This window comes from Undibacterium sp. GrIS 1.2 (assembly GCF_040544435.1).
Lineage (GTDB): Bacteria > Pseudomonadota > Gammaproteobacteria > Burkholderiales > Burkholderiaceae_D > Undibacterium.
On sequence record NZ_JBEONP010000065.1, the window covers coordinates 1 to 18,477 of the forward strand.

General features: G+C 45.5%; 19 protein-coding genes. 7 read left to right on the top strand and 12 right to left on the bottom strand.

From position 1 onward, the window contains the following. Positions 1-166: 166 nt before the first annotated feature. Entirely contained in the window at positions 167-2,197 is a 2,031-nt protein-coding gene (locus AAKU61_RS19750) for a UvrD-helicase domain-containing protein (RefSeq protein ID WP_354335043.1), read from the bottom strand. A gap of 319 nt (positions 2,198-2,516) precedes the next feature. Next, entirely contained in the window at positions 2,517-2,741 is a 225-nt protein-coding gene (locus AAKU61_RS19755) for a hypothetical protein (RefSeq protein ID WP_354335045.1), read from the bottom strand. Between the two features lie 315 nt (positions 2,742-3,056). Between AAKU61_RS19755 and AAKU61_RS19760 the strand changes: the two genes are divergently transcribed. The 3 genes from AAKU61_RS19760 (at position 3,057) to AAKU61_RS19770 (ending at position 6,060) form a co-directional block, all read left to right on the top strand. Further along, positions 3,057-4,298: a tetratricopeptide repeat protein gene (locus AAKU61_RS19760; RefSeq protein ID WP_354335047.1), complete on the top strand. Its 1,242-nt coding sequence runs from the start codon at positions 3,057-3,059 to the stop codon at positions 4,296-4,298. Continuing rightward, positions 4,295-5,413: a HupE/UreJ family protein gene (locus tag AAKU61_RS19765; protein ID WP_354335049.1), complete on the top strand. Its 1,119-nt coding sequence runs from the start codon at positions 4,295-4,297 to the stop codon at positions 5,411-5,413. The genes AAKU61_RS19760 and AAKU61_RS19765 overlap by 4 nt, the downstream gene beginning before the upstream one ends. Before the next feature lie 164 nt (positions 5,414-5,577). Beyond that, a complete protein-coding gene (locus tag AAKU61_RS19770) occupies positions 5,578-6,060 on the top strand; it encodes an SRPBCC family protein (protein ID WP_322117819.1) in 483 nt (160 codons plus the stop codon). A 128-nt stretch (positions 6,061-6,188) separates the two neighbouring features. On the opposite strand, the gene AAKU61_RS19775 is transcribed toward AAKU61_RS19770, so the two are convergent. The 6 genes from AAKU61_RS19775 to AAKU61_RS19800 all read right to left on the bottom strand — a co-directional run bounded on the left by AAKU61_RS19775 (position 6,189) and on the right by AAKU61_RS19800 (position 12,021). Next, positions 6,189-8,369 (bottom strand): S46 family peptidase, encoded by a 2,181-nt coding sequence (locus AAKU61_RS19775; protein ID WP_354335052.1) that lies wholly within the window; start codon positions 8,367-8,369, stop codon positions 6,189-6,191. 507 nt (positions 8,370-8,876) lie between these two features. Further along, positions 8,877-9,185, bottom strand: a complete 309-nt coding sequence (locus AAKU61_RS19780; protein ID WP_354335054.1) for a LytR/AlgR family response regulator transcription factor — start codon at positions 9,183-9,185, stop codon at positions 8,877-8,879. A 36-nt stretch (positions 9,186-9,221) separates the two neighbouring features. Then, positions 9,222-9,617: a LytR/AlgR family response regulator transcription factor gene (locus AAKU61_RS19785; RefSeq protein ID WP_354335056.1), complete on the bottom strand. Its 396-nt coding sequence runs from the start codon at positions 9,615-9,617 to the stop codon at positions 9,222-9,224. 15 nt (positions 9,618-9,632) lie between these two features. Then, a complete protein-coding gene (locus AAKU61_RS19790) occupies positions 9,633-10,736 on the bottom strand; it encodes a sensor histidine kinase (RefSeq protein WP_354335057.1) in 1,104 nt (367 codons plus the stop codon). A 143-nt stretch (positions 10,737-10,879) separates the two neighbouring features. Continuing rightward, positions 10,880-11,608, bottom strand: coding sequence for a LiaI-LiaF-like domain-containing protein (locus tag AAKU61_RS19795; protein ID WP_354335059.1), 729 nt, complete (start codon positions 11,606-11,608; stop codon positions 10,880-10,882). Next, positions 11,605-12,021, bottom strand: a complete 417-nt coding sequence (locus tag AAKU61_RS19800; RefSeq protein ID WP_354335060.1) for a LiaI-LiaF-like domain-containing protein — start codon at positions 12,019-12,021, stop codon at positions 11,605-11,607. Before AAKU61_RS19800 ends, AAKU61_RS19795 begins: the two co-directional genes overlap by 4 nt. A 312-nt stretch (positions 12,022-12,333) precedes the next feature. On the opposite strand from AAKU61_RS19800, the gene AAKU61_RS19805 reads away from it, so the two are divergent. Then, on the top strand, positions 12,334-12,798 hold the full coding sequence (locus AAKU61_RS19805) for a hypothetical protein (RefSeq protein WP_322117813.1): 465 nt from the start codon (positions 12,334-12,336) through the stop codon (positions 12,796-12,798). 50 nt (positions 12,799-12,848) lie between these two features. Here the strand turns inward: AAKU61_RS19805 and AAKU61_RS19810 are convergent, their stop codons facing one another. Beyond that, positions 12,849-13,907, bottom strand: a complete 1,059-nt coding sequence (locus tag AAKU61_RS19810) for a M29 family metallopeptidase (RefSeq protein WP_354335063.1) — start codon at positions 13,905-13,907, stop codon at positions 12,849-12,851. 486 nt (positions 13,908-14,393) lie between these two features. On the opposite strand from AAKU61_RS19810, the gene AAKU61_RS19815 reads away from it, so the two are divergent. From AAKU61_RS19815 to AAKU61_RS19825, 3 genes are all read left to right on the top strand, one after another. Further along, entirely contained in the window at positions 14,394-14,720 is a 327-nt protein-coding gene (locus tag AAKU61_RS19815) for a hypothetical protein (protein ID WP_354335065.1), read from the top strand. Between the two features lie 115 nt (positions 14,721-14,835). Next, positions 14,836-15,894: a bactofilin family protein gene (locus tag AAKU61_RS19820; RefSeq protein ID WP_354335067.1), complete on the top strand. Its 1,059-nt coding sequence runs from the start codon at positions 14,836-14,838 to the stop codon at positions 15,892-15,894. 125 nt (positions 15,895-16,019) lie between these two features. Beyond that, a complete protein-coding gene (locus tag AAKU61_RS19825) occupies positions 16,020-16,448 on the top strand; it encodes a DUF2177 family protein (RefSeq protein ID WP_354335069.1) in 429 nt (142 codons plus the stop codon). 168 nt (positions 16,449-16,616) lie between these two features. Here the strand turns inward: AAKU61_RS19825 and AAKU61_RS19830 are convergent, their stop codons facing one another. The 3 genes from AAKU61_RS19830 to AAKU61_RS19840 form a co-directional block, all read right to left on the bottom strand. Beyond that, positions 16,617-17,174: a GNAT family N-acetyltransferase gene (locus tag AAKU61_RS19830; protein ID WP_354335071.1), complete on the bottom strand. Its 558-nt coding sequence runs from the start codon at positions 17,172-17,174 to the stop codon at positions 16,617-16,619. An 87-nt stretch (positions 17,175-17,261) separates the two neighbouring features. After that, the gene (locus AAKU61_RS19835) at positions 17,262-17,654 is read right to left on the bottom strand and encodes a hypothetical protein (protein ID WP_354335073.1); all 393 of its coding nucleotides are present in this window, start codon (positions 17,652-17,654) and stop codon (positions 17,262-17,264) included. After that, the gene (locus tag AAKU61_RS19840; protein WP_354335075.1) at positions 17,654-18,184 is read right to left on the bottom strand and encodes a hypothetical protein; all 531 of its coding nucleotides are present in this window, start codon (positions 18,182-18,184) and stop codon (positions 17,654-17,656) included. The genes AAKU61_RS19835 and AAKU61_RS19840 overlap by 1 nt, the downstream gene beginning before the upstream one ends. Between the last annotated feature and the right edge of the window lie 293 nt (positions 18,185-18,477).

An 18,477-nucleotide genomic window follows, 5' to 3' on the forward strand; every position in this document is an offset into this window, starting at 1 on the left:
TAGCGCATATTCGGCAACTTTCGACTGGCTGGTCAAAAGGCATGAATGCTATCGCATCTGACCCTTTGACTTTTTATTCAATGTTGCTCTTCGTAGCTGAATCCGCCGGCTATTTCTATAAAAATAATTGAGAGTATATTTAAATCGACATAAATATCTCTCAATTTTATTCTTTTGGACGACTTAACAAGGCTTTCAAATTCGCCAGACGATTTTGCGGCGTGATCGTTTCTGCCTCGGTCGGCACGGCATCGCCCTCGTCTAATTTCATCTCTTTAATAAAGCGGGAGACATCGCAATGCACCGGCGCACTAGCACGTTTGCGCTTTTTGCACCAAGTGATATGCAGACTACGCTGAGCGCGTGTGATGCCGACGTACATCAGACGACGTTCTTCCTCGATACGGGCGGCGATGGTTTCTACCGGCGCATCGAGGTCGCCTTTATGCGGCAAGATGCCCTCTTCCACTCCGACCAAAAACACGTGGGGAAACTCCAGCCCCTTGGACGCATGTAAGGTGGACATTCTGACGGCGTCGGGGTCTTCATCCTTGCCTTCCATCATGGTCATCAATGCGACCATTTGGGTTAAGTCCAACAGGCTGCGATGATCGTCGGTACCTTCTTTGCCGCCACTGCCTTTTTCTTTGAGCCAGTTGGTGAAATCGAGTACATTTTGCCATTTGGCTTGCGCCGCTCTATCATCAAAACTGTCGTAAAGATAGCCTTCATAATTGATCTCTTTCATCAGATCGTCGAGCAAGGTTCCTGCATGGGTTTCGCGGTGCGCATGTGCTTCAACCTGATTGATGAAGGTACAGAAATCACGTAAAGGAGTGAGCTGGCGGTCGGTCAATTTCGCCTCTATCCCACCTTTGAATACGGCTTCAAATAAAGAGCATTGCCATTGTCCGGCAAACGCGCCTAACACCTCTAAGGTAGCCTGACCGACACCGCGTTTGGGCGTGGTGATAGCACGGATGAAGGCCGGGTCGTCGTCTTCGTTAGCGATCAGACGCAGATAAGAAATAATATCTTTGATCTCCGCTTTATCGAAAAAGCTTTGTCCGCCAGAGATAGTGTAAGGAATGCGCTCTTTACGCAGAGCCTTCTCAATCACGCGCGCCTGATGATTGCCACGGTACAAAATAGCGTAATCCGACCATTTGGCGCGACGCTCAAAGCGATGGGCAGAAATCATGATAGCGACTTGATCCGCCTCTAGCTCATCATCTTGCATACCCAAGACTTTGACCGGATCACCGAGCCCGTGTTCGGACCAGAGCGATTTATCAAATAATTTAGGATTATTGCCAATAACAGAATTCGCTGCCTGCAAAATGCGGGTACTGGAGCGGTAATTTTGCTCCAGTTTGATCAGCTTTAAATCGGGGAAGTCGATACCCAGCGTCTTCAAATTTTCTATCGTTGCACCGCGCCAGGCGTAAATCGCCTGATCGTCGTCGCCCACGGCAGTGAACATCGGTTTTTTGCCTATGCCGGTGACTAGCAGTTTAACCAGTTCGTACTGACAGGTATTGGTATCCTGATACTCATCCACAAGCAAATAGCGCAAACGCCGCTGCCATTTATCGCGTACTTGTTCGTTGGTACGGAATAACTCAACAGGCAGGCGGATCAGATCATCAAAATCAACCGCCTGGTAAGCAGACAAGGTCGCTACATAACTGCGATAAATCCGGGCGGCGGTTGCCTCATCTTCATCCTGCGCTTGCTGGATTGCCAGCTCAGGATCGATCAATCGATTTTTCCAGAGCGACATCGCGGTCTGAATACGGCGTATCAATTGCTTATCTGTCGTGATTGCTAAGTCTTGCACCAAAGAAAAGCAATCATCGCTGTCCATGATCGAAAACCGGTCCTTCAAACCCAAGGCCCGCGCCTCTTGCCGCAAAATTTTGACCCCAAGAGAGTGGAAGGTCGATACCGTGAGTTGCTTGGCTTTTTTAGGTTCCTGCAAAATCTTGGCGATACGCTCCTGCATCTCCAGCGCGGCTTTATTTGTAAATGTCAGCGCCGCAATGTGCTTGGGATCATAGCCATGCTTTTCTATCAGGTTGGCGATTTTTTGCGTAATGACCCGTGTCTTACCCGACCCCGCACCCGCCAGCACTAAACAAGGGCCGTCCATATAATTAACTGCATCGCGTTGGGGTTGGTTAAGGCCATGGGACATGAATAGGATGTACTTTGAGGTGATGTAAAACAGAACAGCAGAACTGAATTGGTATATCTGAAGATCGTAATGAGATATCTGGACAGCCACTATTGTAGCCGTATTCAGTATAGCCGCTGCACTGATCAAATTGCCGGCAAGCGCCTGAGTAAGCAGCTTTTCATACACCAACGGCGAAGATTTACAAAAAATGCAACATCATTGCTATACGATAAACTTGGGCAAAAAAATAAAAGCCTCGTCTTCGTGGGAAGAGGAGGCTCATTGGCAATCGATAGCGGTGTGAATCAATCCACACCGCTCTGTTGTAGCTTACAGTTTACTTCGATGCGGCCGGTGCGGCAGCTGATGCAGAAGCGTCTGCAGCTTTCATTTTTTTAGCGTGTTTTTTCTTCATCTTTGGAGCTGACGCGTCCATTGATGCAGCTGCGGAGGCGGCTGGTGCAGATGCCATTGCAGAAGCAGAAGGAGCAGCCGTATGAGAAGCAGCGAAAGCGGATGCGGCGAACAAGCAAGTAACCAAAGCAGCGATGAGTTTCTTCATTTTTATACCCCTGTAATTAGAACTATTAAATTAAACATCTATTATTCATGTGAACCTGTACCTTTAACCCAAAGTAATTATAAGTGGTTGACGTTTATTTTTAAAAAGATTTATATTTTTTTAATCGAACTGGAATTGACCCGAAAGTAACACACAAAATAATGAAGCAATTAAGGAGACAATTAGCGATCTTTGTTAAATACTGATCAACTGCTTTAACAACATACACTTCATAGAAATATCTGCAATCTTGCTTGTTGACCTGACATCCGCGCAACCATACTTAGCAACAGTATCAGTTTTAGGATTTTTTTTATGCCTTTCTCCGCTCATATTCTTCCTCGGCATTTAGTCATTACTTGCCTCTTGTTTTGCACTGCAGCAACAGCATTTTCAGCAGTGCACATCCCGCCCAATGACGCGACCGTGCTGGAGCGACTACCATTTAAGCCCAATGATCCTGTGGCACGTGAGCTGGCGCAGATGCGTGCTGAGTTGCAGCGCAACCCAAAGAATGTTGAGGTCGCTGTCAAACTGGCGCGTCGCTATTATGGAATGGTTGGGGAAGAAGGCGATCCGCGTTATCTGGGCTATGCAGAGGCGGCACTCAAGCCTTGGTGGGATATGCCGGAGCCGCCAATCGACGTCCAGGTGTTACGTGCAGGGCTGTTGCAATTCCGCCACGATTTTTCTGGTGCGACATCGGATCTGAATAAGGCAATCGCACGCGATCCAAAAAATCCTCAAGCTCGTGTGCTGAGAGCGGTGATTGAAATTGTTCAGGCCCGATATGATTTGGCCAGATCGGATTGCCGCGCGCTGGATGGGCTAACCAATGATTTGATCGTAGTCGGCTGCGAAACCATGGTTGATGGTTTAACCGGGAAATTAGCCAGCGCCTACGATACCTTAAACACCACTTTTAACGATGCTTTAAAAGACGCACAAAGCGACGGAGATAAGGTCGCGCCCGATCTACAATTGTGGGTACTGATACGACTTGCCGAACTAAGTCAGAGGCAAGGGAAAATTGAACGCACCGAAGTACATTTCAAACAAGCATTGGCACTGGGTATTCAAGACACATTTCTACTCGCGGCGTATGCAGATTTTCTGTTAGACCAGAAACGCCCGGCCGAAGTGGTCACGCTGTTAAAAGACAAAATTCGTTCGGATAACTTATTGCTGCGCCTGGTATTTGCTGAGCGAACTCTGAATATGCCGGAAGCAAAAGAAAGTGAATCCATATTAGCAGCACGCTATGTCGCAGCACAGCTAAGGGGCGACACAGTACATCAGCAAGAAGAAGCCAGATTCGAACTGCAAGTCAAAGCTAATCCTAAAAAAGCACTGGCTCTGGCGCAAGAAAACTGGAAAGTACAATTAGAACCACGTGATGCGCGCATCTTTTTGGAATCCGCCTTAGCACTCAAAGACCCCAATGCGGCTCAAGCCGTTTTGCAATGGCTCGATAGCAGTCACATAGAAGACGCTTATTTAATCAAGCTGGGTCAGCAATTAAAACAACTACAAGCAATGCAGGTAGCTCATCAATGAAACGCTTAATTCTCTTGTTAGCCGGTCTGTTTTTTGCTCTGACCGCATCTGCCCACAAACCCAGCGACAGTTATCTTAGTCTGAGCGTAAAGGACAACGCTATCACCGGACAATGGGATATCGCCCTGCGCGATTTAGATTTTGCGATTGGCCTTGACGCCAATGGAGATGCCGAAATTACCTGGGGTGAAGTTCGTGCTAAGCACTCAGAGATTACAGCCTATGCCATGTCCCGCTTGCACGTCTCAGCGCAAGGCAAGGATTGTCCAATACAAGTAACGGAACATTTGGTGGATGATCATACAGATGGTGCTTATGCAGTGATGCGCTTTAAAGCAGAATGTCCTGCGCCCATCAGCGTATTGCAAGCCAAATATAATCTATTTTTTGATATCGATCCTCAGCACAAGGGCTTGTTACGGCTCGATTATCAGGGGCAATCCAGTACCGCGATATTTAGTCCAGATAAAGCAACTCAGGAATTCAAGCTCAGTGAAGTCAGTCGCTTCAAACAATTCGTGGACTATGCCCGAGAAGGTGTCTGGCATATCTGGATCGGCTTTGATCATATTCTATTTTTGTTAGCTTTACTCCTGCCGGCAGTGGTGTTACGCCAGGATAAAAAATGGCAGGCCGTCAGCGCTTTTAAGCCCGCATTTTGGTCGGTATTAAAAATCGTTACGGCGTTTACGCTGGCGCATTCCATCACGCTGACACTGGCGACTTTAGGTGTCATTAGTTTGCCATCGCGTTGGGTAGAATCGACGATTGCGGCATCGGTAGTCATCGCGGCACTAAATAATATTTATCCTCTATTCCGGGAACGACGCTGGGTCATGGCATTTTTATTTGGCTTGATACACGGATTCGGATTTGCCAGCGTGTTGACTGATCTTGGATTGCCGCAAGGTGCCTTGATCCTGGCATTGGTCGGATTTAATTTGGGCGTTGAGGGTGGTCAGTTAGCGATTGTTGCCGCATTTTTACCAGTCGCATTTGCATTAAGAACAAGCTGGTTTTATCGGCGGCTAATCTTGATTGGTGGCTCGGTCGTCATCGCCATTCTGGCAGCGATCTGGTTCATAGAGCGTGCGTTTGATATGAAATTTTTGTGATTTTGTGAGTTAAATTTATCCGGATTAATACTCTGTTTTTGATCGCGACATAGATCGCCTGAATTTGAAACTCAATCTCAAAGCCAAAAGTAGGCTCGACTCGCCTTCGTGGCAATTGGTTTAGAAGCAGAGTAAACTAAGCACTGTCCACAAGGAATTTGCATATGAAATTTGAACACTTAGTAGAAATTAACGACATACTTAATCCGTTGAACGATGTCATTACGCGCGAACAATTGTGGCGTGGCTTGGTGTTGCGCGCTGAGTCTCCCAAGTTATTTGTGCCTTACCTTGATGAGAGTACGATCACTGCACGCAATACAAACGGATTCTCACGTAGTCTGCGTTATGGCGATTTAGTGATTAGCGATGAGGTTCGTTTTGTCGAACTTGACTCGGTGTTGTATGACGTAGCAGCGCAGAAGGATATTCCTCAGTCGTCGCTATTAATGAAGATTGAAGAACCCTCGCCGGATGCTTTATTCGTGCGTTTTTTATATGACGATGGTCATAGCGCGGAAGAAGATATCGCGAATGAGATGTACAACGAATATCGCCGCTCTGCTTATCAGGAAGCGGATATTGATACGATACGCGTCATAAGAGAAATGGCAGAAGCCGGACGGCTGAACGCATTGCCATCATAAGTTTTTGTCGTTGAATATCGCGACTCATTGACACTACGCTTGCTACCAGTTGCTGTTTTAGTCTGAATAGAAATAAAAAAAGACGCCGTTCAAAGAACGGCGTCTTTTTTCTTTATTACTTTAGCTAATTACTCTACGCGTAATTCTTTCAGCAGGTTATCGGCTTTATCAACGTTTTTCATTTCCCACAATACATAGCGCAAATCTACTTGGATATCGCGTGTGTTTGCATCGTTGAAATCCCAGTCAGAGATGATGGAATCTAAAGTGCCGTCAAATGCCAAGCCAACTAATTCACCTTTGGCATTCAATGCTGCAGAGCCAGAGTTACCGCCTGTAATATCCAATGTAGCCATAAAATTGACCGGCACTGATTTCAACTTGGCATCATAGTATTTGCTGTCGGCACCGTATTTGCTGGATTTGATTGCATCCAATTGGTTTTGTGGGGCATTAAACTCACCAGTACCAGTCGCTTTTTTCTCGATACCATGCAGGCTGGTAAAGGCGGTCCAACTTGTGCCATCAACACCATATGGACGACCAGCGACTTTACCAAAAGTAACACGCAAAGTGCTGTTAGCATCAGGATAAACCGCTTGACCTTTGCTATTCATGAAAGCGATTTTTGCCTTCATATAATTTGCATAGGCTTGCTGAATTTTGCCAGCCATCTCTTCGTCACGTGCTTCACGCTTCAGACTTTCGTCATACATCGCAACAGCAGCTTTGATGAAACTGTCATTACTAGCTTTGAAATCATCTGGTTTGCGTTCCAGCCAAGGAGCGCGTTCTTCTTTGATCGCCAGTTTGCTACCCGCATACATTGCATCCAAGAGAGCTTTAATGTCGGCTTCTTTCATACCATCTTTAATACCAACGGCAGCATCAAAATTCGCATTGCGGTCTTTGCTCGCTTGCGCTGCATACTTGGTCATGAAGTTCAGTACCAATGCTTTATCAACGGTCTCATCGTAGCTACGATCTACCGCGGCGACACCCGCTTTAAAGCGTGGCAGATCGCGTGTCTGGAAACCAGATTTGCGTTCTGCATCTGGCTTGGTTGACTCATTTGCCAGGCGATACATACTACGTGCAGAAGCTAACAAACGAGGTGAGGAATAGGCCAGCAAGAAGTCACGGCGGTTTTCTGCATCACGCTCAGCGATGAGTTTTTCGATCGCGTCGATGTCTGCTGCATACATTTGCTTACGGCCAGCATCAGCATTGATCCATGTCTTCAAGTCCGCATGTTCTTTTTGCTTGCGGGCTAATAAATCACTACCGGCATAGCTATCCAACATACCCTGGCGGTTTTTATAGTAATTGTTAACGCCTGCAACCATGCCAGCGTATTTCAATTTTTTGTCCGGGCTATCTTTGGTTTCACGTTCGATCACAGCCAGTTGTTCGCCAGAGGCTTTGACATAGGCTGGATAGTTCCAGTCAAATGTATAAGCAACTTCTGACGGCAAACGATGGCGATTGGTACGTCCCGGATAACCAGTTACCATGACGAAGTCGCCTTCTTTCACGCCCTCTTTAGCCAGACGCAGATAGTGCGTAGGCTTGTATGGGACGTTATCTTTACTGAATTCTGCTGACTTACCGTCTTTGCTGACATAAGCACGCAAGAAGCTATAGTCACCGGTGTGACGTGGCCACATCCAGTTATCGGTATCACCACCAAATTTACCTACACCTTCGGCTGGTGCATGTACCAGGCGCACGTCTTTAATTTCTAATTGCTTGATCAGGTAATACTCTAAGCCACCATAGTAAGGATAAACATTGCAGCGATGGCCGACATCTTTTTCGCATTCTGCTACTAATGCTTTTTCATTCTTTTCTATCGCATCTACTCGCGCCTTACCGACTAACTTAGCGACCTCAGGACTAATGATTTTAGAACTGACATCTTTGACATCCTTAGTGACAAAAACCCGGCTACCTGGGGACGCTGGAAGTTCATCCGCCATCGTCTTTGCCAAAAACCCATTAGCCAGATAGTTGCGTTCTGGTGTGGAGTTACGGGCAATACTGTCGTAAGCACAGTGGTGATTAGTAATCACCAGACCTTGATCCGAAACAAACGATGCGGAGCAACCACCCAAGCTAACGATCGCGCCCATAGGGAACTCAGTCAATTTAGTTAAGCTGGCAGGATCGAGCTTTAAGCCAGCCGCTTTTAATTGCTTGGCGATCGCTGGCAATTGTTGCGGCATCCACATGCCTTCGTTGGCGTAAGCAACGCTGATAGCGCTGCTCAATGCTGTCAGCGCAGTAAATAATACGAGTGATTTTTTCATCGGAGTCTCAGAATCTTTATGGGATCGTTATTGAAATAGACTGAAAAAGAGGGTCTCTTTTTCATAGCATTGCAGTATCTGACCGTCATGGAATGAAGTCAATACAATTGCTTACAAGTTCTTTACTTGTTTTTTAGGATGGGACTAGCGAATAAAAAGCGATAATGAAATGCGAGCAAAAGACTTATCGCTGCGTGAGGTAAAAAACATTGTTTTTTATGTTTTTTTGAGAAAAAAGTGAACTATTCAAAAAATACTCCATCTGAGGCGACCAAAAATTATCAGTAGCGGCTGTCAATTTTTAGATCGTTTTTCGTCGATTGTTAGCGCTGGCAAAGTGCGTAAATGCCACACAATAGTCGATTACTGCCCAATATCGCCCGTTAGTTTTACGCAACATAATAAGGCCTTCTTGCGCCAGAACTTAGTGATTATCTATTTCAATTAGCCCTAAGTAATTGTGATTTTTGTGTCATTTAATTTGCATGATCTGCTGACATGACCTGTTTACATAATCTGCCTGATGCGCTCATAACCAGTCCGGCTGATCGGAATCTGTTTGCCAGAGTGCATGATCGCAACATGACTGTCTTTGGTGCTACGTTCTATACTTTTCAGCTGTTCAATATTGATTAAATATGAACGATGCACACGCACAAATTTTTTCGGATCTAGCTGCGCTTCCAGCTCCGACAAAGATTGCGTCTTCAGGTAAGATTTTGCGTCGCTGACAATACTGATGTAGTCATCCTGCGCTTCTACATACTCCATCTTATCCACCGGAATAACATGTACCTGAGTTCGGTCACGGATCAAAATACGGTCCAGTAGTTTGCCCGGCTCAGCCAGCAATTACTGGATCGCGGTGGCTTGCGGATTGACCAGTTGCGCGATTGATTTACGTACCTGCGCAAGGGCCTCATCAAATCGTGTTTGTGAAAATGGTTTGAGGAAATAATCAATCGCATGTAGATCAAATGCCTTAAGGGCATATTGATCGTAAGCGGTAGTAAAGATCACCCCGGTCTGTCTGCCCGTCAGCTCCAGCACTTCCAAGCCAGTCAGCTTAGGCATCTGGATATCTAAAAATATTAAATCAGGATTAAGCGCGTTGATCTGCTTCACCGCATCAAGTCCGTGCTCTGCCTCACCTACGATGACAATATCTGGATGCGCGCGCAGATATTCCCGGATCAAGCATCGCGCTAATTCCTCATCATCAACGATCAATACATTTATAGGATTCATCATTTTTTGGTATTTTTAAAGATTGACGATACTAAGTGGTATCGCTATTTCTACGATAAAGAATTCTGTATTTCTTGTCCAACTGATACGCGCTTTTTCACCATACAAAGAACGTAAGCGTTGCTGACTATTTTTTAAGCCTAAGCCATTTCCTACGGTCGCACTTGGGCTGATATCAACGGGATTTTCTATCGTGACATGTAACCAGTCACCTCTTGTCATTGCGCGTAGCGTAATGGTTCCACCCTCAGTCAAATCACGGATACCATGTTTGATCGCGTTCTCAATACAAGGCTGTAATAACATAGGCGGTATCAATGCCGCTTGCGCAGTGTCGCTAACCAGGATATCGCTTTGTAATTTTTTACCAAAGCGGATTTTTTCTATCGCTAAAAAATGCTGACATAAGGTGATTTCATCTACTAAGGGAATCTGTTCTTTTTCCGACAAAGCCAAAGTCTGACGAAAAAATTGCGCTAACTCCAAAGTCATCGTACGAGCGGCAACTGGATCAATCGAGGTTAAAGCGCTGATTGAATTCAGGCTATTAAACAAAAAATGAGGATTGATTTGTGTCCGTAAAACCTGCAACTCTGCATCACGCGCCTGTACCCGGGACTCTGCTGCACGGCGATCTGCAAGGCGCATATTGTCAAGTGCAATCAGAACGTCATGCACTAAGATAGAAAGCAAATAAAAACCACAACCAGCTACAAACAACATGACTGACATCGGCTGCGTTATTACAATTAAATTTACAGCCAAATTACTATCTGTATCTGCACCATATAAAAATGAATGGCGTATTGCTTGCGCCAAATAATTCCATGCGTAGCAGAGCAATAGCCACATCAATCCAGACAACAATGACGCGCCGCCAAAAATCACCAGCGTCAAAAGAAATTGCCGCTTTTCAAAAGGCAAAGAGCGGCAAACATAGAATGCAGAAGCAGCGACAAAACCATAAATCAAACTAACCGGGACGGCAAACCCAAGACCTGCTCCCCAACTAATATTTGCCATTGTCACTAATAAGGCAGCAATCACCACGCCAGCCAATAGCCATGCCATCAGGTACCACATCAACTTACGCATGCTAGAGACAATTGGTTTTATCATTGGTCTAATCGGTGTGCTTGATATAAATAAAGCTAATAAATAGAGCCAATTACATTTATAGAACTTACGCAAAACTGCCCTAACTGGGTTGCAGCACTTTGCTAGCGAAATTTTGCATAAGTCCTGATCTATATAAATACAAATTAATTTTTGATCTCAACACCACCCATTACGACATAACCTTCAATCACCAAGCGTTTGGTCGCCGTCATCGGAGGAATAGTTTTATCTTCAATCCCGCCCATAATCGGTATGCCATTACTGACAATGGTCCAATCAGCAGGTACTTTTAAAGAGATGCCTCCCCAGACAGCAAAGACTTGCAAGACTGCTTCAGACTGAATAGATGCCTGGCGTAAATCGATCTCTACTGAGCCCATAATTGCGGTCGCTTCACCACCCCGAAAATTTTGCGACACGACCTTCATATTGTTGCCACTCATGACAGCGACTGCGTCGATACTGCTATCGCCCATGCTGCTCAAACCAGATAATCCCGTATTGGCATTATCGCCAAGCTGATCACTATTATTGTCGCTAAAGCGGTCTTTGCGTACCCCCTTGAAGACGACCGCGAGACCAGCCACGATAATAAACAACGGCCACCAGTCACGCATCCGGAAAATAATAAAACCAAGGTTGGACAATGTCATCAACGCTCCGGCGGCAATTAGTCCACCAGCGATGATATAGCCCGAAGTAGCACGCGTCTGCGACAGTTTTAGAACGCCAAAAGCAATGAATACCATGGGCCAGAATTGAATATAGTCGCGAGCGTTAAACCAATGTAAGTTGTCTACCAACGCCAACACACCAAAGATGATAACGATAGCGCCAATTAAGACACGACGTTGATTATGTGACTGGTTCATGATTGTGATTCCTTATTTGATTTTTCTGACAAATTCGTTATGCCGGTAGCGACCCAAGTAACGCCAAAAATGATGAGGATAATCGGCCAACTGGTTTGAAATGTCCAGTCCCAGAGTTGGGTCAGACAAACATACAGCCACAATCCTACGGCTATTTGCGAGATCCCTTTAATCACCTGCACCAGCATAGTGGCACTTAAGGCCTCAACCAAACCAACGATAGCGATCACTAGTGGCCAGCCGTACCACCAGCGAATTTTTTCGCCGATGTAAGGCCGCAAATCAACATACCCCAGCCGCTCTAATAAAAAAATAGTACCGACTGCGATCAATACCAATCCCCAGATCACCGATTTACGTTGACGTTGTTTTCTGTATTGTTGAATACTAGCTTGCGAAATATCAGAGTTCATCATGACTCCCTTATTAAAATGAACGGATCGTACTTTGTACAGACCCACTATATTTTTTAATCAATTTGCTCTTGCTGCGTCGACATGTTCAAGATAATAGATGTGGGAATAAATGTCTCGCTGATTTCGGCCAATAGCAGTGATCGTTCGGTCAATAGCGAAACATCGGTGAATGACGCAGAACAAGGCGTGCGATCTGTGCTTCTGAGAAGTCATCCTAGTCAAAGTGGAAAATCTAAGCGTAACGGATAGACAAGGAATTCAACTTTACGTAAGCTAGCGCGATACTGACAGCGACCGCTTGTAATCCCCATGATAGAAAATCTACTGCCCTTCCTCAACGTCATCTCTACCGCTGCCAAAGCTATGCAATGGTTCAGAGATGTCAGTGCGAAAAACAAAGGCGACGTCCGTGCCCTGATTGAAGAGATTAAAGAAAATTCACGCTTATGTTTTAGGGTAGTGCAAGACCATGTGCCGCCAGCCGATGTCATCCCGTCGTTCTCAACAACAGTGTTTGATCGTCTGAACGCTAGCGGATTTGATTTTGATTCAGTCCAGCGCCACGACATTCCAAGCTACGAGGGCATAGAGAAAAGTGATCTCGCCACATGGGCAGGCAAGCCCACGGGCAAATTGATCGAGAGTATCTACGACAAGATTAAAGACTTACGCTCTTTACATGCGTTTAAGGCGCATGACAATCGTTTATGGAGCAGAAGGATACTGAATATTCATAAGCGCATTTTGCTGTTGCTGCGCCATACACGAACCTGATAGCCGACCTTGATAGTCACCTCCAAATTAGCGGCCACAAAACCCACCAATTACACTAGCCACGCACCATCACGGTAGACAACTTCGTCATCCAATAACACGGCATTGGTTACGGCAAAAACATCAACATGAAAACGCGCATCTTTACGCTTGAGTTGAGGCTTGGTGTATACGCCATGTTTTGCACCAAGCGATAAATGAATGCCGCACATGCGCTCGTAAGTGCCGATATCGCACACGGTACGATCTGCTGAAAATGCCCGGTTCATGCCAAAGCCCAATTCACGCAACCAGACTTCGCCCTCGGCAGCACGGATACTGGCTAAGACTTCATCAAACTCGGGCGTGGAATCAATGACGTCGATGACCCGACCTTTTTCTACAACCAGCGTAATCGGGTGAGCTGGTTTGTTGACCATAAAATTACTGTCGCCAAATACAAAAATTCTCACGCGACCACTAACCGCTTCTAAATCTTGCGCCTCAGTAAATACCTCGCCAATCGGAAACTGGCCGCCGACATTGGTCATGCCAGTGTAATCGCCAATATTCAATTTAGCGGGCTCTAATGGCGAAGCAAATACAAGACGTGCGCCCTCCCCGCTCTCGACCACCGCACTGCCAGCGCGGTCAATCTTATCTTTTAGTACCCGGCCGACGCCGCGAAAATACGCAGGATCGTAGGCCAGACTGTCGATATAAATCAATGCTTCATCAGCCGACAAGCGCGCCAGATGCACATGTTCAATCACTTTTAAACCACGCTTAAATAACTCGACCCTTACTCGATAGGCATCCAGACGGAAACTGGTAGTTTGTACCAATACCACCAGATCGGACGGCGCTAGAGTCTCAAACACGGCATGGATCTCTTCCGGGCTTACCTGATCAAAATCAATGAACTGTGCGTCTGGTAAACAACGTCGATACGCTTCACTCAGCGCCAACGACAAACCGCAGCCCCGATCAGCGACGATCAGAGCTTTATGTGCAAGCTGATGCTCCATCGCCATCGACAAAATATCGGCAATATTTTTGGTCGCCATTGCTATCGCCGACTCAGGCAAAACGCTGTGGATTTGAGGATTATCTGGGGAGTTCATTGGCATGATGTACATCGTTACAAAAATAGGTAGCAAGAAACGCTTATCAAACAGAAAAAATACGCGGGCATAAATGAACTATATGGCGACCGTAATCAATTACACATCGATCACACGTCGATTACTCAATAGTCACGCAATCTGCCACTGAGTTTTTTGCCGTACTTTTTTCGGTTGGTTTTGCGCTAGCGCATTGTAATCGACATTGACAATGCACTTAGTTTTGCTCACAACTTAAAATCAGCCATGCGACGATTTTCGATATTTCGCGGCTGGCATCAATGATCAAAACGCTTTTTTTCTTTAGCTTCGTTAATGACAAGAGAATACCCAAAAATCACCCAATAACTTGCTCATTTAAATATACTTTTTAATCACGCTTATAGAAAATTGGTCGCTAATTTAAGTTAGCGCAGGTTTTGCCGTTATTTAGCTTAACTAGATTAAAACTACTTGATACAGCACGTCGCAGATAATACTCAGCAAATTTGTATGAAACTCTTTTCATTTCCTCGCGTCAACCAAGTCATTCCCGCTGATACACGTCATATGGGCTATGAAACCGTTGCGCAATCTGATGACGAAGTTCCACAGAAGGCAAAACCAGATGACCAACCCGTGAGCAATGCGACACCTGCTTCTGTCAATGGCGCCCGCAGTGGAGAAGATCGCCGCCGTGGCAACGACCGCCGCCAGACCGAGCGCGCGCCATCCTCGGTAGCGATTTTATTTGATACCCGCGCCAAAATAATCCGGCGCAAAACCTCTCGTCGTCATGAGGACGACGAGCAACTACAAAACTTCAGTATCAAAATATAGCTTCTGCTTGGTCAATCAAGCATCGCGTCAGTTAAACTTCCCCAGCAAGCCAAGCTCCGAGGATAATAGCGACTTCATTCTCGGACGCACCGCGTTCCCTCTACTGGAAACTACTATGTCTACCAAGTCAAACACACCCGCGCCTTTTCAAGCTAAACGACTTAAGCGCAAGCAATTTGCCAGCACAGGCGATGTGCATATTCAGGGCGATTTGCTGATCGCAACACAACTCATCGTCGGCGGTGACTTGCTGGTAGACGGTGATCTGCAGGCAGAAGAAGTATTTTGCCTTGGCAAAATTACTGTGACAGGCAATATTCAGGTTCAATCGCTGTATGTCGGCCAGGCACTCGATTGCGGCGGCGATATCGAAGTAGAATTTTTACTCAAGACCGGTTGCAATGCCGAATGGATGGCGCGCATGCTGGAACTTGATCAAGCCAAGGCCAGCAAGGATGGCAGCAGCTACATGGATAAATTAGTTCATCCGTCTATTTTGCAACGTGATGCGCATCATGAAATTTTTGGTGGATTTGGTGACATACAAGCACTCGGCTATCTCGCTTGCGACGTCTTGGATTGTCATGGCAGCGTGCAATTGGATGATGTCTTTGATGTGATTGAAGTCCAATATATCGGCGGTCATTTGAGCGCCAGCGAAGTCCTGATCGCAGGCGATGCCAATTGCAAAGGTGAAGTATTTAGCGAAACCGATATCACTGTCACCGGCACGCTATTCGCGGGTAATGTTACCTGTCAAGGCAATCTGGAAACCGGCGCGATTGTCTGCCATGGCGACATCAGCACCTGGGGCACATTACGCGCCAGCGGTGAGATTAGCAGCCTGAATGGCGAAATCCATTGCGGCCGCTGGATTGCGACCAAAGCCACTATCTACGCGGCTAAATACATCAAGGCAGGCGAATCCGTCGTCGCAGAAAAAGGTGTCAGCTGCGGTGACGATTACGGTATTTTGGCGGGCACTACCCTGCGCCGATCGCTCTGGGAAAGCCACGGATTTGTCTCTGCGCCAACCAAACCACGCCACTTGTTATCCGGTAAATTTGTAGAAGGCAAAAAAATCAAAAATATCGACGCGTTAGAAAAACAACGTGATGCCGAATTAGATTGGGAAGTAGTACGCAGACTGAAGCGGGAATCCGAACAGGCATAATCACATAATGCCTTCAAGCAAACGCCATACTGAACAGAGTTGATCAGTACGGCGTTCGCTCCTGTATTTGATTACTGATTAGATTGCATGCTGTCTACGATGATTGTTAGCTCTACAGGAAACTTATGAAAAAAATCCAACCCGCGTATCTGGCAGCCTATCTTGCCGCTACGGTCGTATTTTGCCTGTTCGATTTTGTCTGGCTCACGGTAGTCGCAAAAGATTTCTATCAGTCGCAATTAGGCTCTCTCATGTTGGCCGAGCCTAAGCTGATTCCCGCCGCTGTGTTTTATCTGGTGTACTTGTTCGGCCTGTTGATCTTTGCGATCATTCCAGCGATGTACAAACAAAGTTGGATCACCGCCGCCACACTCAGCGCACTGCTCGGTCTGGTCGCCTATGGCACCTATGATCTGAGTAATCTCGCCACCTTAAAAGGCTGGTCAGCCAATTTGACGGTCATCGACATTGTATGGGGAGCATTCGTCAGCGCAGCATCAGGGACAGCAGGCTATTGCGTGACCAAGGCGTTTCAGGACGAAAAACGCGATTGATCGTGCAAGAGAATAAAGGGAGAAATCAATATACTCCCCTTTATTTTTTATAAATATGCCTTATCGTCCATACTTTATATGGACAACTCATATATACACTATAGGAGTATATTAATAACATCGGCGTACAACGATAGAATTCAGGTCTTCATCACCAAGCTCCAGCGCTTAACTACGCGCAGCCCAATCACTCGCAAGCAAGCCATACATAGCCGAATCTGACACGACGCCGGCCACAATCCAGCGCTCGCGCAACATGCCCTCCAGCTTAAAACCTAGTCGCTCCAGACATCTGGCAGATGCCAGGTTCATGGGATCAATATCCGCCTCAATACGATTGAGCCGAAGTTCAGAAAATCCATACTGAATCAATGCCAGCAAAGCCTCTTGCATATAGCCCTGCCCCCAGGCTGCATGTTTCAAGACATAACCAATTTCGGCACGGCGACATTGTTCAGAGAAATGAAAAAGCGAACAGTCACCCAATAATTGATTGTCAGATAATCGTACTATCGCCAAACACAAACTATCACCCTCAGGCATTTCTTTTAAATCACGCTGTATCCTTTTTTGTGCAGTCTCTAACTCTGTCCATGGCAAAGTAGTGCCATATTTTGTGATAAGCGGATTAGAAAAAATCGACAGCAAGTCAGCAGCATCATCTAACTTAAATGGACGTAGTAGTAAACGTTTAGTTTGTAGTGTGAGTTGGTCGAAGGAATACATGTCATTCTTTCTTATAGAACTAAATCAAAGCTAATTGCAAAAGATTCCTAGAAAATTTCATCAAATTGTATCGATATATTTTTTATGCTACCAGCTTGGTCGCCAAGTAGTATCTGACAGATATTTTTCTAGTTCATTCTTTGTTTTTGGACTAATCGGTGAGTAAAATTTCTCTGTACCTGTATCTCGCTTCAATTCTAAGAAAAAGGTTTCACCTTTTTCTATAAGGTCATATCCGCTCTTGTGTTCTATCGTCCCTGAGACAAAATCACCTTGAACTTTTCCGTTGAACTCGAATAGATCTTTTGATGGCCTGCCATGTATACCACTATCTTTATTTATTTCCACTCCCTCAGATAACTTTGCTCTAAAAAATAAGGTACGGTTTTTGAAATCAAATTCAGTGTCATAAATTAGCGAATCTGCAGGCTCTTCTGAACCGACTCCGCTGATAAAGCGGCCATAAATTTTATTCTCCATCAAATATAATTCGATGCGGCAACCTGAAATATGCGTTGAATCCCAAGCATTTCCTTATCTTGATTTGAAAAGTAACCAAGCAAATCGACTTTTGCATCTACCTCTATAATTAACTCAACTTTAGGTAATTTGATGCGATCACCACTCTGATACGGTGCTTCTAATTTTGCGGTTATTGGCGAGTCTGCATGGATTAATTGGGTCATTCCGCCTGCATCAGAAACACCAATAAATTCTTTCCCATTTTCAAGAGTAATACGATATCGGGTATTAGCTGAGGGCAATCCAGTTCTATCTGCCCTTAGTTGGAATTGAATTTGGTAGTCTGATTTATTGGAATTGACAGCTACATTTTTCACCTGCTCAGTACCTACTTCCGAAGCGGACTCATCCGCTGCAACTGCGATCTCACAGATAAATGCATTGCATAAGAAAAAACGAAGCTTAAAAAAATACGCATATATTCCATGTCCTGTTGGACGACCAATGAGGTTGATCTTTTGTGTCCAGATAAAATTTGATGACTCCATATCAGCATTGCATATGCTGCGGTACATCCCTCACATACAAGTAAAGCGTCTTTAATAATAATCTGATTACCTCTGCACTCCGGACAAAAAAACTTTATTTGCAACAAGCGGAAACTAGCTTAGTGATATTGATGTCGCCTCTAAGTATGCGTAAAAAATATCGAGGAAAATTTCAGGAAATAGCCTTTTATGGGAGACCGGTAATCCCCCCATTTTTAATGCGGCCGATAAGTAGAGGCTAAGCGGCAAGTGCTAGCTTTTGTTTCGGGGTAATGCCGCCGATCCCAGTATTG